General features: G+C 39.0%; 13 protein-coding genes and 1 tRNA gene. All 14 read right to left on the bottom strand.

What is annotated here, in order from left to right:
- Positions 1-223: 223 nt before the first annotated feature.
- The 14 genes from purN to HMPREF2634_RS01980 all read right to left on the bottom strand — a co-directional run bounded on the left by purN (position 224) and on the right by HMPREF2634_RS01980 (position 15,315).
- Positions 224-778, bottom strand: a complete 555-nt coding sequence (purN, locus tag HMPREF2634_RS01915) for a phosphoribosylglycinamide formyltransferase (protein WP_021001148.1) — start codon at positions 776-778, stop codon at positions 224-226.
- Entirely contained in the window at positions 778-1,800 is a 1,023-nt protein-coding gene (gene purM, locus HMPREF2634_RS01920; protein WP_171004455.1) for a phosphoribosylformylglycinamidine cyclo-ligase, read from the bottom strand. The genes purN and purM overlap by 1 nt, the downstream gene beginning before the upstream one ends.
- Positions 1,801-1,841: 41 nt before the next feature.
- Entirely contained in the window at positions 1,842-3,305 is a 1,464-nt protein-coding gene (purF, locus tag HMPREF2634_RS01925; protein ID WP_021001146.1) for an amidophosphoribosyltransferase, read from the bottom strand.
- Between the two features lie 123 nt (positions 3,306-3,428).
- A complete protein-coding gene (locus HMPREF2634_RS01930) occupies positions 3,429-7,154 on the bottom strand; it encodes a phosphoribosylformylglycinamidine synthase (protein ID WP_021001145.1) in 3,726 nt (1,241 codons plus the stop codon).
- A 51-nt stretch (positions 7,155-7,205) separates the two neighbouring features.
- Positions 7,206-7,913: a phosphoribosylaminoimidazolesuccinocarboxamide synthase gene (purC, locus tag HMPREF2634_RS01935; protein ID WP_021001144.1), complete on the bottom strand. Its 708-nt coding sequence runs from the start codon at positions 7,911-7,913 to the stop codon at positions 7,206-7,208.
- 157 nt (positions 7,914-8,070) lie between these two features.
- Positions 8,071-8,316, bottom strand: coding sequence for an acyl carrier protein (locus HMPREF2634_RS01940; protein WP_003027168.1), 246 nt, complete (start codon positions 8,314-8,316; stop codon positions 8,071-8,073).
- On the bottom strand, positions 8,313-9,311 hold the full coding sequence (gene plsX, locus HMPREF2634_RS01945) for a phosphate acyltransferase PlsX (RefSeq protein WP_021001143.1): 999 nt from the start codon (positions 9,309-9,311) through the stop codon (positions 8,313-8,315). The genes HMPREF2634_RS01940 and plsX overlap by 4 nt, the downstream gene beginning before the upstream one ends.
- Positions 9,308-10,081 (bottom strand): DNA repair protein RecO, encoded by a 774-nt coding sequence (gene recO / locus HMPREF2634_RS01950; protein ID WP_021001142.1) that lies wholly within the window; start codon positions 10,079-10,081, stop codon positions 9,308-9,310. The genes plsX and recO overlap by 4 nt, the downstream gene beginning before the upstream one ends.
- Positions 10,059-11,246: a pyridoxal phosphate-dependent aminotransferase gene (locus HMPREF2634_RS01955; protein WP_057489498.1), complete on the bottom strand. Its 1,188-nt coding sequence runs from the start codon at positions 11,244-11,246 to the stop codon at positions 10,059-10,061. The genes recO and HMPREF2634_RS01955 overlap by 23 nt, the downstream gene beginning before the upstream one ends.
- Before the next feature lie 151 nt (positions 11,247-11,397).
- Positions 11,398-12,366 (bottom strand): ribose-phosphate diphosphokinase, encoded by a 969-nt coding sequence (locus tag HMPREF2634_RS01960; RefSeq protein ID WP_003032055.1) that lies wholly within the window; start codon positions 12,364-12,366, stop codon positions 11,398-11,400.
- 132 nt (positions 12,367-12,498) lie between these two features.
- On the bottom strand, positions 12,499-13,725 hold the full coding sequence (pcsB, locus tag HMPREF2634_RS01965) for a peptidoglycan hydrolase PcsB (RefSeq protein WP_003027163.1): 1,227 nt from the start codon (positions 13,723-13,725) through the stop codon (positions 12,499-12,501).
- A gap of 109 nt (positions 13,726-13,834) precedes the next feature.
- Entirely contained in the window at positions 13,835-14,335 is a 501-nt protein-coding gene (mreD, locus tag HMPREF2634_RS01970) for a rod shape-determining protein MreD (RefSeq protein ID WP_021001140.1), read from the bottom strand.
- Position 14,336: 1 nt separating this feature from the next.
- Positions 14,337-15,143 carry a rod shape-determining protein MreC gene (mreC, locus tag HMPREF2634_RS01975; protein WP_021001139.1) on the bottom strand — a complete coding sequence of 269 codons (807 nt, stop codon included), beginning with the start codon at positions 15,141-15,143 and terminating at the stop codon, positions 14,337-14,339.
- An 84-nt stretch (positions 15,144-15,227) separates the two neighbouring features.
- A tRNA-Ser gene (locus HMPREF2634_RS01980) sits at positions 15,228-15,315 on the bottom strand.
- Positions 15,316-15,357 lie beyond the last annotated feature (42 nt).

A 15,357-nucleotide genomic window follows, 5' to 3' on the forward strand; every position in this document is an offset into this window, starting at 1 on the left:
CTTCTTTTTGTAAAATATAAACCACTCAATAGTAATACTGGCAATAAGCCCGATAGAATAAGCCAAGCAAAGGCGTAACGGATTTTCAAGATTACCAAATAAGTACATTTACTATAAAGGCAACGACAATAAAAGTTAATACAAACACCAAAATCTTTTTTATCATCATAATCTCCTTATAAGGCAGCATACTAATAGCTAACTACGCTATCAAATACACGGACTACTTTTTCTTAACTCCTAAGCTCTCCAAAACATCTGGATAGAGTTTATACTCTGCTTCATGAATGCGAGCTTCAAAACTGTCAATGGTATCATCAGCCAGACGAGGCACACGAACTTGTTTAATCACTTTTCCCGTGTCAACACCATTGTCAACCCAGTGAATGGTAACACCAGATTGGTCAACACCTGCTTCCCAAGCATCATCAATACCATGAGCCCCTGGAAATTCTGGCAGATAAGCTGGATGGATATTGATAATGCGACCTTGATAGGCAGCCAGCAAGGTTGGGCCAACGATTTTCATGTAACCAGCTAGGCAAACAAGATCAATAGCATATTTTTTCAAGAGGTCAATGATAGCCTGCTCATAAGCAATTTTGTTGTCAAATTCCTTGAGTTCAAAGGCGTAACTTTTGATACCAAGATTTTTAGCACGCTCCAAGACATAGGCATCACGATGGTCAGAGAAAACAAATTCTACTGGGAATTGCTCGCCGATGACCTGAAAATTTGACCCATTACCAGAAGCGAAAACAGCAATTTTTTTGCTCATTATTTGATCACCACACTTGCGTCAGCTTTTTTCACGATACGCCCAAGCTCATAAACAGGCTCATCAAGGACTTCCTTGACACGGTCAACCTTTTCAGGACTGACAGCCAGCATGAGCCCGATACCCATGTTGAAGATTTCAAACATTTCGTCGTGCTTCAGCTCACCATATTTTTCAAGCGCCTTGAAGATTGGCAGAACTGGCACCTTGTCTTCTTCGATTTCAGCAGCTAAATCATCCGCAAACATCCGTGGAACATTTTCAACGAAGCCGCCACCAGTGATGTGAGCAATACCGTTAACCAATTCTTCTTTGATAAGCGGAAGCACCGCTTTGACATAGATACGTGTTGGTTCAAGCAGCACTTCTTTCAATTTTTTGCCTTCAAGTTCTGGAAGTACTTCTTCACCTGTATAATCAGCAAAGACACGGCGGACAAGAGAATAACCGTTTGAATGGATACCGCTGGAAGCCAATCCCAGTAGCACATCTCCTTCTTTGACTTTTGAGCCATCGATGATTTGTGATTTTTCAGCGATACCAACCGCAAAACCAGCTAAATCATAGTCGTCTTCACCATACATACCAGGCATCTCAGCCGTTTCGCCACCGATAAGAGCTGCACCAGATTGAACACAACCTTCCGCAACACCTGCAACGACTTGTTCAAGTTTTGCAGGTTCATTTTTACCCGTAGCAATGTAATCTAAGAAGTAAAGCGGCTCTGCCCCAGCTGCAATGATGTCGTTGACACACATGGCCACACAGTCCTGACCAATGGTATCGTGTTTGTCGTACTTGATAGCCAGCATGAGTTTTGTTCCCACACCATCAGTTCCTGAAATCAAAACAGGTTCTTTCACGTCGAGCTGAGACAAGTCAAACATCCCACCAAAACCGCCAAGAGCGCCCATGACGCCAAGACGTTCGGTGCGCGCAACGTGTTTTTTGATCCGTGCAACAACTTCATAACCCGCTTCAACATCAACACCAGATTGAGCGTAAGCATTTTTTGTCATAATATTTTTCTCCTTTTGGGAAATAGCAGAGCTATTAAACAGTTCTATTTATTTTCATTAACTTCATGAATATAGAAACTTGTTTTTTCTTCTAAGCTCTTGAGGTAAGGTTCTTCGTAATCGTAAAGTGGTGTTGGATACTTACCGTCAAAGTAAGCTACACACAAACCACCATTTGGCGCATCTGTATCAAGACCGATTGATTCAATCAAACCGTCAATTGACAAGTAAGTCAAGCTATCAGCACCGATAATCTCACAAACTTCATCTTTGGTATGATTAGCTGAAATCAATTCACGACGATTTTGAATATCGATACCGTAGAAACATGGGTATTTCAATTCTGGACTACCGATTGCCACATGAACTTCTGTCGCACCAGCTTCACGAAGCAAACGAACGATACGGCGTGATGTAGTTCCACGCACGATAGAATCATCAACCATGACCACGCGCTTACCTTTAACAACACCAGATACAGCTGAGAGCTTCATGCGAACACCTTGCTCACGCAAATCTTGTGTCGGTTGAATGAAAGTACGTTGTGTGTACTGATTTTTCACCAAGCCCATTTCATTTGGGAGACCTGATTCTTCAGCAAATCCCATTGCTGCTGAAAGTGATGAATTCGGTACACCAACAACAATATCAGCTTCATGTTGAAATTCCTGTGCCAAACGTTTCCCCATATTTTTACGAGCCGTGTGAACATTGACACCATAAATATCACTGTCAGGACGTGCAAAATAAATGTATTCCATTGAACAGATAGCAAGCTGTGTATCATTTGTGTAAGTGTCATACTGAATGCCATTGTCATCAATGATAACAAGTTCTCCTGGTTTTACATCACGAACCCATTTAGCACCAACCACTTCAAAGGCACACGTTTCACTTGATACTACCCAAGCACCATTTGCCATTTGCCCAATTGACAAGGGACGAAAACCATTTGGGTCAAGCGCAGCAATCAACTTATCTTCTGTCATCAAAAGGTAAGCAAAGCCACCTTTGACAGTGTTCAACGCTTCTTTGACTTTACCGATAAATTCAGGATTATGGCTACGGCGAATCAAATGCATTAGAATTTCAGTATCAGACGAAGCATTAAAAATCGCTCCTTGGTCCTCCAGTTCTTTTTTCAGCGACAAAGCATTTGTCAGATTTCCATTATGACAAAGGCCAAACTGTTCATCTGTAAAATTGTAAAGAAATGGCTGAATGTTGTTAATAGAAGCTGAGCCTGCTGTCGCATAGCGAACATGTCCAATTGCAGCATGCCCGGTCAATTTTTCCAAATCGGCAGGATTTTTAAATACTTCTGAAAGTAGACCTGTATTACGGTACTGAAGAAGTTTGCCCTTATCGTTTGTCACGATACCAGCACCTTCCTGACCGCGGTGTTGAAGACTATGGAGTCCAAAATAAGTCACTTGAGCAGCTTGAGGATGTCCCCAAATCCCAAAAACTCCACATTCTTCATTAAGAGATTTCACTTCGTATGTCATTTTCACCTCGATACAAAGGCCATTAAGCATCTAATCAAAATAGAAGAAATCCTGTTTTTCTAAGTTCTTTTTGATACATTGCTTAGCCCGTGTTCAGTACAGCATATCAACTGCTGTGCTTGATTATTCCCCTGTAAAGTATTTCACAGCGCTACGGAACAAGTGTTGGTCTTTATTTCCTGGGATATTTTGGAAAAGACCGTCTTCCCAGCGTTCTGAATGTCCCATTTTACCAATGATTTGACCGTTCTTGCTGGTAATCCCTTCAATCGCATTAATAGAACCGTTTGGATTGTATTTAGAATCCATACTTGGTTTACCGTCAAAGTCAACATATTGGCTGAAGATTTGTCCATTATCACGAAGTTCTGCAAATTCTTCATCTGTTACGACGAATTTACCTTCACCATGTGATACTGGAATAGCATGAACGTCACCCACTTCAACACCAAGAAGCCAAGGTGAATTCGTATTGGCAATACGTGTTTCAACCATTTTCGCCACGTGTTGGTTAGCATCATTGTAGAAAAGAGTTGGGCTTGTTTCAGTCGCGTCTTCAAAGTTACCATATGGAAGCAGACCTGATTTCACAAGTGCTTGGAATCCATTACAGATACCGATGATAAGGCCACCTTTTTCAATAAAGCTGTCAATAGCTGCGCGGACTTTTTGGTTCAACAAGATGTTGACAATGAATTTAGCCGAACCGTCTGGTTCATCAGCAGCTGAGAAACCACCTGCAAAGAAGATGATGTTAGCTTTACTGATATTGTCAACCATTGTGTCAACAGATGCTTCAATAGCTGCTTCATCAAGTGTTACAAATGGTACCAAGTTAACTTTTGCACCTGCTTGTCCAAAGGCTTTAGCTGAATCGTACTCTGAGTTTGTACCAGGGAAGACTGGAATGTAAACAAGCGGCTCTGCCACTTTCTTACTTGCTTTAATGACAGCATCGGAAGCAACTGCTGGAACATCTTCAAGTTTAGTACTTTGTTCAAATTCAGTTGGGTAAACATCTTCGAGTTTGCTTTTAAAGGCTGACAAAAGTTTATCGCCCACAAGGTTGACACCGTTGACAGTAAGTGTAAAGTCAGCTGTAGTTTCACCGATTTTGCTAGCTTCAGCGATTTCTTCAGTAGATGTAAAGATAAAGCCACCGAGTTGTGCTGTCAGGCTAGTCGCAAGCTCTGCCAATTCTACTTTAGCACCGATATGGTTACCAAAAGCAGCAAGTGCCAAACTTTCCACCACACCACCGTATTTAACAGCTGAAGCTGATGTGATAGGATGTGCTTTTTGAATCGCTTCAAATTTAGCAAAGTTAGCTTTAATCAAGTCAAAATCGATGTCTTGTGAAATAGCTTGCCCTGGAATGTAGTAAATGTATTCACCAGCTGTTTTAAATTCTGGCGAAAGAACATTACGACTATCAGCTGTTGTCACACCAAAGGCAACCAATGTTGGTGGTACTGTCAATTCTTCAAAGGTACCAGACATTGAATCTTTACCACCGATTGATGGTAAACCTAGTTGTAATTGTGCTTCGATTGACCCAAGAAGGGCTGAAACTGGTTGTCCAAAGCGTTCAGCTTGTTTATCCATACGTTGGAAATACTCTTGATAAGAAAAGCGTGCTTTAGACCAATTCGCACCAGTTGCGACCAAACGAGCTGTCGCTTCGATAACAGCATAGGCAGCACCATGATATGGTGACCATTCTGCAATATATGGGTTAAAACCTTGTGCCATAACGGAAGCTGTTGTTGTTACACCGTTTTGAACAGGAAGTTTTTGAACTGAACTTTCTGTTGGTGTGATTTGATAACGACCACCAATCGGATGGTTAACCGTTGAACGACCAACAGAACTATCAAAGATAGTTTGCAAACCTTTTTGACTAGCATGGTTAAGATCTGAAAGGACATTTACAGTGTCAGCTTCAAGTGTCGCAGCTGATGTTGTGCGTTGTTCTGGCAAATCAACTTGACTGTCAACGACATTGGCATCAACCACCACGCGCACACCGTTTGTATCAAGGAAACGACGTTCAATATCAACGATTGTTTGACCATTCCAAGTCATAACAAGGTTTGGTTTTTCCGTAACTGTGGCAACCACTACCGCATCAATATTTTCCTTGTGACATTCAGTGATAAAAGCATCAACATCTTTCGGACGAACCACAACAGCCATCCGTTCTTGTGATTCAGAAATGGCAATTTCAGTTCCGTTAAGCCCTTGGTATTTAAGTGGTACTTTATTCAGATCAATTTCAAGACCGTCAGCTAATTCACCGATAGCTACACATACACCACCAGCACCAAAGTCGTTTGATTTTTTAATGAGGCGAGTCACATTACCATTGCGGAAAAGACGTTGAATTTTACGTTCTTCAATGGCATTCCCTTTTTGAACTTCTGCACCAGCCGTTTCAACAGATTCAACTGTTTGAACCTTAGATGAACCAGTTGCACCACCGACACCGTCACGACCAGTTTTACCACCGAGAAGAATAACCACATCACCAGCTTCTGGTTTCTCACGAACAACATTTCCCTTAGGAGCTGCACCGACAACGGCACCGAGTTCCATACGTTTAGCGACGAATCCTGGGTGGAAATATTCTTTAACATAAGTTGTGGCAAGACCGATTTGGTTACCATATGAAGAATAACCATGTGCCGCTGTTTTAGAAATCACTTGTTGTGGCAATTTACCAAGACGTGTTTCTGAAATTGGTGTTGTAATATCACCAGCACCTGAAATACGCATCGCTTGATAAACATAAGAACGTCCTGATAATGGGTCGCGGATTGCACCACCGATACAGGTCGCCGCACCACCAAATGGTTCAATTTCCGTTGGGTGATTGTGTGTTTCATTCTTGAACATCAGAAGCCATGGTTCTTTAACACCGTTCACATCCACTTCAATTTCAACAGAACATGCATTAATTTCGTCTGACACTTCCATATCGTCCAAGCGACCATTCGCACGTTCATAACGACCAAAGATTGTCGCCATGTCCATCAATGTTTGTGGTTTTTCAGAACGTCCAAGTTCATCACGCATAGCAATATATTTATCATAAGTTGCCTGTAGTTGTTTTTGGAATTTAGACGCTGAGAAGTCAATATGCTTCAGCTCAGTTTCAAAAGTTGTGTGGCGGCAATGGTCTGACCAGTAAGTATCCAACACTTTCAATTCTGTTTCCGTTGGCACGCGCCCGATGTATTTGAAATAATCTTGGATGAAGACAAGGTCATCCACTTCCATTGCCAAACCTTGTTCCGCCTTGTAAGCCGCAAAATCTTCAGCTGTATAAGTCTTGAAGAAATCAAGATTTGGAATCGTTTTGTCCGACTCTGAAAATGCTTGCGGTGCAATTCCTGTCGTAATATCTTTAAAACGAGAATCTACTGGATTAAGAAGATAATTCTTAACCGCATCAAGTTCAGCAGTATCAATATCTTTGTTAACAAGATAAAGTTGAGCCGTATTAACCGTTACATCATTACTGCTGCCAAGAAGGAGTAATGCTTCTTGTGATGAAGCCGCACGCTGATCAAATTGACCTGGAAGTGATTCGATGGCAAAGAAAGCATAGTTAGCAAGTTCAGCAACCACATCACTTTCAGCCAAAATAGTATCCGTTACTTGTTCAGAGAAGATGTGCTTTTCAGCACGCTCAAAAAGCGAATCTGCCAAGCCAAACACATCATACACTTTAATAATACGCAAATCGGTCAAACTCGTTAATTGAAGATTGTGTTTGAGTTCTTTAACAAGCGCCTGAGCCTTAATGTTAAAATTTGATTTTTTCTCAACGAAAATTCGTTTATTCATTTTTTACCCTTTTTAGAATTCTTCTTTCTACTTAATTAGAAATCACAGTTTTTAGTTAAGCCCTTTGAGTTTTTTAAGGACAACTTCGTAAACATCTGTCAAACTACCTAAATCACGACGAAAAACATCTTTATCCATGTGATGACCTTCAGCATCCCAAAGACGGCAGTTATCTGGTGAAAATTCATCCGCAAGAATAATTTTGCCATCTTTGTCTTTGCCAAACTCCAATTTGAAATCAATCAAATTAAGACAAATTTGGCTGAACCAATCTTTCAAAAGGTCATTAATACGACGTGTTTCTGCTTTGATATAAGCAATATCTTCATCACTTGCAATACCAAGGAATTTTACGTGTTCATCATTAATAAATGGGTCATCCAAATCATCATTTTTGTAGTAAAATTCAACGATTGGAGTATCTAATTTAATTCCTTCTTCAACACCAAAGCGTTTTGAGAATGAACCTGCAGTGACATTACGCAAAACAACTTCAAGCGGAATGATATCCACTTTTTTGTTCAATTGTTCGGTTTCTGACAATTGTTTAACAAAGTGAGTTGCCACACCTGCTTCATTCAATTTCGTAAAAATTAAAGATGAGATTTGATTATTAAGAACGCCTTTACCTTTAATAGTCTCTTTACGAGCACCATTAAGCATTGTCGCTTGGTCTTTGTAATGTGCAATAATAAGATTTTCATCATCTGTTAAAAATAAATCTTTGGCTTTTCCCGAATATAACAAATCACCTGTCATTTTAATATTCGCCTTTCATGTTTTTCTGACTTAAGTCTATCATATTCAAAAAGGATTTTCAAGAAAATGCCGTACAATATTCGCAAATATCAAAAAACAGCTGGGGTTTCAGCTGCTTTCTCATATTTTCTTTATTTAGTCAATAAAAAGTTCGTTTTTATGCTTTCTTCAAATTTTTCTGCACGCAAGCAACAACATCACTCACATTCTTCAACTCATCTATATCTTCGTCTGAAATTTCAATACCAAATTCATCCTCCACAGTTAGAATAAATTCCATCAAATCAACAGAATCTGCCTGCAGGTCATCTTTCAAACTAAGTGTTTGAGAAACTTGAAATTCCTTTCCACGACTTTCCTGAATAATCTCTACAATTTTTTCGTAAATTTCTTGTTCTATCATTTTACCTCTCCTGAAAATTCTTTTACTGCTTTTCCTACAACATCCGTTTCCAACATTGTACGAATTTGACGAATCGTGCTATAAACTGCTTTTGCATCGCTCGCTCCATGTGTTTTAACAACAGGTGCTTTTACTCCAAATAAAACAGCACCCCCTACATCAGAATAATTTAAACTACTCTTCAAAGACTTTAGACTGTCTTTCAACAACACTGCACCTAGTTTTGCTTTCCAGCCACCGTTCAAAATGGATTTCTTGAGCTGACTCATAATTCCCATGGCTGTTCCCTCCATGGATTTTAACACAGCATTACCTGTAAATCCGTCCGCTACCACAACGTCTGCTACATGATCCATTAAATCACGCGCTTCCACATTTCCAATAAAATTTAGCGAGGAGTCCGCTACTAACAAATCATACACTTCCTTACGAAGCGGATCACCCTTGCTCGCTTCTGTCCCATTATTTAAAAGCCCTACGCGTGGTTGCTTGATTCCACGGACATTTTCAGCATAAAATGACCCTAAAATAGCATACTGATGCAAATGATGAGCTGTATTTTCCGCATTAGCCCCCAAATCCAACATATCAAAGCCTTTTCCATCTGTCGTTGGTAATGTGGACATCAATCCCGGACGATCAATATTCTTGATACGACCAACAATGAAAAATCCCGCAGCCAAGAGTGCGCCAGTATTCCCCGCTGAAAGAACGGCATCAGCTTCTCCATCTTTTACTACTTTTGCCGCTAGCACCATGCTGGCATTTTTCTTCTTGCGAATTGCTTTGGTTGGCTCATCGTCCGAGTTGATTTTTTCATCCGTATGAACAATACGAACCCGTTCAGTTGCCTTTAAATACTGCTTGATTTTTGCTTCATCTCCATAAAGGATGACTTCAATATCCGAAAAATCGTTCAGTGCTTGATTGACTCCCTCTACAATAGATTGTGGAGCATAATCGCCACCCATGGCATCAATCGCTATTTTTTTCATTTCGACTCCTTATTCTTTAAAATTTCTCCCCAGTCTCCCAGAGAATCAATAAATTTTTTTGGCTTTAGATGAATCCCAACATATTCTTCATAAATTTGATCAATCACTTTTCGTAATTGTCGTTTTAACTCAGGATTCAAAGAAATGGTCTCCAATTCACTATATTGAATCGCTTGAAATTGGTCTAATAAGTAAGGAATGTTGGGATCCAAATGACTCCGTCTCTCGTCTTTGTTGTAATGTTCCGAGCATAAAACGCCGTTATAAGTAAAAGAAAAATCAAACGGCAATCCTACTCGGTGGCAAAAGCAGCATTCATGGAAATTCAAAGAAATTCCAAAACGTGACAAAATTTGAATTTCAAAAATATTGGTCAGCACCTCATAATCCAAGCCCTGCTCCATCAATTCCAACGTTTTTTGCAAAAAAGCAAAGAGAGCCGAATCTATTTTATTATCCTGAATACTGGCGTCTGCCAGAGCTACCACATAAGTTGCATAAGCCATTGTAAACAAATCATGATTGATATGCTGGAAAGTCGTAACCTCTTGATAATCATCGATATAACTCAAACCGTCATCATTTATTTTCATCAAAAAATCGGCCACTACCAATGGTTGGACAACCGGATTCAACTTAGAATTTCTAGCATGTTTCACGAAAAACATTCGCTTACCAGCTTGCTCTGTGAAAATTTTGACCAGTTTATCATTTTCTCGGAAATTACGATTATAGAGAACCAAACCTTTACTTGTGATGGATTTCAGCATACTCCTCCATATATTCCTTAAGCCGCTTCATAGCTTCTTTTATCGTATCCATGCTGGCCGCATAAGAAAGACGTACATAACCTTCCCCATACTGACCAAAAGCAGCACCAGGAATGAAAGCAACTGCTTTTTTTTGTGCAAAATCCTTCAAAAAAGCAAAAGAATCTTGATTATAGTCAGCTGGAATTTTAGCAAAAATATAAAATGCACCATTTGGCTTGATAATCTTAAAGCCCAATTCTGTCATTTTTTCGATAATGTAATCGCGACGCTCAATATATTCCCTTTTCATCGGCTCTGCATCATCTTTACCTACTGTCAATGCTTCCACTCCTGCAAATTGAGCCATCGTGTTTGCAGCTGTCACCAAGTATTGGTGACTTTTAATCAATTGAGCCGTAAAAGCAGCTGGGGCAAAAGTGAAGCCTAGACGCCAGCCCGTCATCGCGTGTGATTTAGACAAACCATTGATTACAATCGTTTGCTCTGGTAAAAATTCTGCAATAGACACATGTGGTTGCTCGGTATAAGTCAGCTCAGAATACACTTCATCGCAAACAACAAAGACATCATATTTTTTCAATACATCAGCTAACGCAGCCATTTGTTCTCGTGAATAAGTCACTCCTGTCGGATTAGCTGGATAATTTAAAATCACTGCTTTAAGCTGATTACCTTGCTCCAAGATAGCCTTTTCCAGCATTTCAGGCGTTAAAACAAAGTCATTGTCTGTGGTATCAATCTCGACAATTTCTGCTCCCACAAGATTAACAATCGGCTCATATCCCGGATAAGCAGGTGCAGGCAACAGTACCTTATCTCCTTCTTCTAAGATAGCTGTCAACGTCGCAGATAAAGCTTCGGTTGCCCCAATTGTCACTAAAATTTCTGTTTCAGGGTCATAAGAAAGATTGTATTTTTCTTTCACAAATTGACTAGCTGCCTGACGCAATGCTAACAACCCACTCATGCCTGTATAATGGCTCTCGTTTGCATCAATTGCTACTTTCGCAGCTTCTTTTACATGATCTGGAGTTGTAAAATCAGGCTCTCCCAATGTCAAACGAAGAACTCCAGGAATGCTCGAAATAGATTGATCAAATTGCCGAATCAAAGAAACTTCAATTTTATCTAAATTTTTGTTAAAACGTTTCGCCAAATCCATATCTTACCTCCAAAATCTGATAGAACTATTATACTATAAAACCTAAGCCATAGCAAAAATATCATAATATTGAGAAAATTCATCACTTATCATCTGATTGAAGCAAAAGAATCACTCCAGCTATCAGAGTGATTCCCTTCTAGATTTCTTATTAAAGAGCCGTTAAAGTTTCAAATAATGGCGAAAGAGGACGTTTTTCATGGATACGTACAATCGCCTCTGCCAAAAGATGAGCAATCGAAATTTGTTCAATTTTATCAATTAAACGTTCTTCTGGCAAATAAATTGTATCTAACACGACCAATTTTTTAATCGCCGATTTCTGAATATTATCCATAGCAGGACCCGAAAGTACTGGATGAGTACAGCTTGCATAAACTTCTACCGCACCTGCCTCAGCAAGCGCATCAGCAGCATGGCAAATTGTCCCAGCTGTATCAATCATATCGTCAATTAAAATACAAGTTTTGCCTTCTACTTTACCGATGATATTCATCACCTCACTCGTATTCATCTTATCTACACTACGGCGCTTATCAATAATAGCAATCGGTGTTTTCAAAAATTCAGCTAATTTACGAGCACGCGTCACACCACCGTGGTCAGGGCTAACAACTACATAATCGCCACCTGTCATCCCACGACGTTCAAAATAATCCGCAATGAGAGGAGCCCCCATAAGATGATCTACTGGAATATCAAAAAATCCTTGAATTTGAGCCGCATGCAAATCAATTGTCAGCAAACGATCAACACCAGCCACTTGCAACATATTTGCAACTAATTTTGAAGTAATTGGCTCACGAGCACGTGCCTTTCGGTCTTGACGAGCATAGCCATAATAAGGCATTACAACATTGATTGATTCAGCACTTGCACGCTTTAAAGCATCCACCATGATTAAAATTTCCATCAAATTATCATTGACGGGCGAGCTCGTTGACTGCAAGATAAAAACATGTTTTCCACGGATAGATTCTTCGATATTTACTTGAATCTCCCCATCAGAAAATTGACGCACAGTTGACTTTCCAAGCTCCATACCAATCTCTTGAGCAACGCGTTTAGCCAGTTCCTGGTTAGATGAAAGAGCAAAAAGCTTTAAATCAGAAAACGACATGATTTCCTCCAGTATATATTCGTTTCTTTGTAAATCAGTTACAAAATTCTCCACTTAACATTGTAACCCTTTTTAGTGAATTTTTCAATTAAAAATAAAAAACGCAAGATGCGCTTTTTATCTTTATATTCATTAATTTGGATAGATGTAAGTAAATGAACCTTGTCCTGCAGCAGCTGGATTGAACCAACCACGATAATTTCCAATAGCTTGATTACCTGCATAATTTGCTTCAGATACTTGAATACTTGTAGCTGATTGAACAGCTGTTACAACAGCAACGTGTCCATAACCACCATCGTTCCATGAAATGATTGCACCTACTTGAGGTGTTGAACCTGTACGGAAACCAGCTGCAGCCGCACTTGCTGCCCATTGAGCCCCATTGCCCCAATAATCACCAGCCCACGGAGCTAATGTTTTTGCTCCCCATGTACATTGACCAACTGGATAAGTTGAAGCAGATGAACTATATGTAGGACGGCTCACAGTTCTAGTAGTAGTAGTTGCTGCTTGTTGCGTCACATTTGTTTGAGTTGGCGTAGCTGCTGCACCACTATTGTTGTTTACAGCTTGTACTTGTGCTGCCAAACTTGTATTAGCAGAAGAAGCTACAGCTTGTTCTTGCGCCGCTTGTTGTGCTTTATAAGCTGCTTCTTGTGCTGCTGCCTCTTCAGCTGCCTTTTGTGCCGCTGCCTTTTGTGCCAACAATGAGTTCTTTTCACCTTCAGCAGTTGCTTTTTCCGCAGCAAGATTCAACTGCGCTGCTTTTAGTTCAGCTTGCTTAGTAGACAATGTTTTTGCATCATTTGCAAGTGTTTGTTGATTTGCGATAACAGTATTTATCGCTTCATTATTTGCTACTTGTTTTTCAGAAATAGCTTTTTTATCTTGTTTTTGTTGTTCCAACATTTTATTGTTTGCTGAAACAATTTCGCTCATAGCAGAAACACGTGAAATAGCTTCTGTAATCGATTTTGAATTTACAATTGTATTGATATAGCTTGTAGCTGTACCGCCCGTTTGAGCACTACGTGCTTGATTAGCCAATGATTCATTACGCGCTACAATATTCTTAGACAACGTTTCGATTTCAGCCGATAATTTTGTTGATTCAGCTTGAAGTTTTTCGTTTTCAGCTTTCAATTTTTCTTGTTGAGATTGAATAGATGAAACTTGAGCTTGAATTTGATCTACTTGAGCTTGAGCTGATTTTTGTTGATCATTCAAACTATTAATTTTACTATCTTGTGCAGCGATTTTGTCATCAGTAGAATCTGCATGTACATTTACAAGAGATGCTCCCTGTGCAAAAACCATTGTACTTAATAAGATTGACGTAAGTAATTTTTTCTTCATAAACAATTATACTCCTATTCGATAAGACATTTATAAGTATAACAAAAAAAGGCGCTGAGTATGTTACGCCTTTATTACATTTCTATTTCCAATTCATCATAAAATCTTATCATAAATATATCTTCTCCAAAATTGGTTGAAGCAACAAAAAGAATAGTAAATTTGAGACCATTGTCGGAGCAATTGTATAAACGACAAAATCTGCAAAAGACATTTGAGCTAGATGGGTAACATTTGCCAAAGCGAACGTAGCCACCTCAAAGAAAAATACTAAAATAGCAACTGTTAAAAAACGACTAACTCGATTAGACATCAAAACAGAATTATATTTACTAATAACAATCCCCACTAAAGGCAACAATAGTGTCGAAATGCCGATAATATGAAAATAATACACATCATACAATAAACCAATTAACAGCAACATGATAAAATTAGTATTTTCTGAAAGATTTATCGAAATATACAAAATAAAGATAAGCAAAAGATGACTTAGTAAGTGGATATTATTTGGAAATAAATTAGTTAAAAGATTTGAAAGATGGCCATCTACTAACATCACAACAAATAAAACCAAAAAAGGTAAAACGTAGTTTTTAAAAAATTTCATATCAATTTCCTACCAATGTTACCACACGAATATCTGACAAATCTGCACTCGGTTTTATAAATACCTCTTTTGTTAAATGGTCCGATTTTTCAGTAACAGAAAGGACTGTTCCAACCGGAATATTAGGAATGTTGTACGTTCCTAAACCACTGGTCACAACTTTCTCACCTTTTTTAATGGTATCCGAACTATTTAACTGACTAATAATAAAAGCAGATCTTTCTTTACTGTAGCCAACAATCACACCATAAATTGTGCTTGTCTCCGTTTGAATTCTTACTGAAATATTATCAACATTTTTATTATTTGTTAAAAGATTTACTTGGCTAGAATGAGAAGCGACATCTTTCACACTACCAATCAAGCCACCGTTTGCCACCGCTAGCATTGTATTTCGAATTCCATTTTGACGACCAGCATTGACAGTTAATTCAGATAACCAAGAAACCGGCATACGCGTAATAACATCAGATGAAACCGTTTTTTTTGACTCATAAAGATTTTTCATTTCTAATAGCTGTCTTAATTGAGCATTTTCATCTTTTAATGAAGCTGAATCAGCAGATTGTTCTTCTGCTTTAAATAAAGCTTTTTTTAATTGCTTGTTTTCTTTATATGTCCGTGATAAATCAGTCAAATCTGATTTAACATCCACCAAAAAATTAAATGGTTTTGAAATAATATTATCCAAAATAGAAACAACATTAGAAGTTGCATTCACCACACCTAAAGAACGAGTAGTAACTAAAAGTACAGAAGTTACGATTATCAAAATAGCAGTCATAATAATAAATTTGGATTTTTTCATACGATTCACTCTACTCCCACAATAGACACGCCAGATTCAACAGGTAATAGAAAAGGAGATAGCTACCGCTACACTCCTTACATACGGAGAATGGGGGATTCGAACCCCCGCGCCAGTTACCCGACCTAACGATTTAGCAAACCGTCCTCTTCAGCCTCTTGAGTAATTCTCCAAAAATTATTATGGGCACGAGTGGACTCGAACCACCGACCTC

The sequence above is a fragment of the Streptococcus sp. HMSC034B03 genome (assembly GCF_001838575.1).
Lineage (GTDB): Bacteria > Bacillota > Bacilli > Lactobacillales > Streptococcaceae > Streptococcus > Streptococcus anginosus.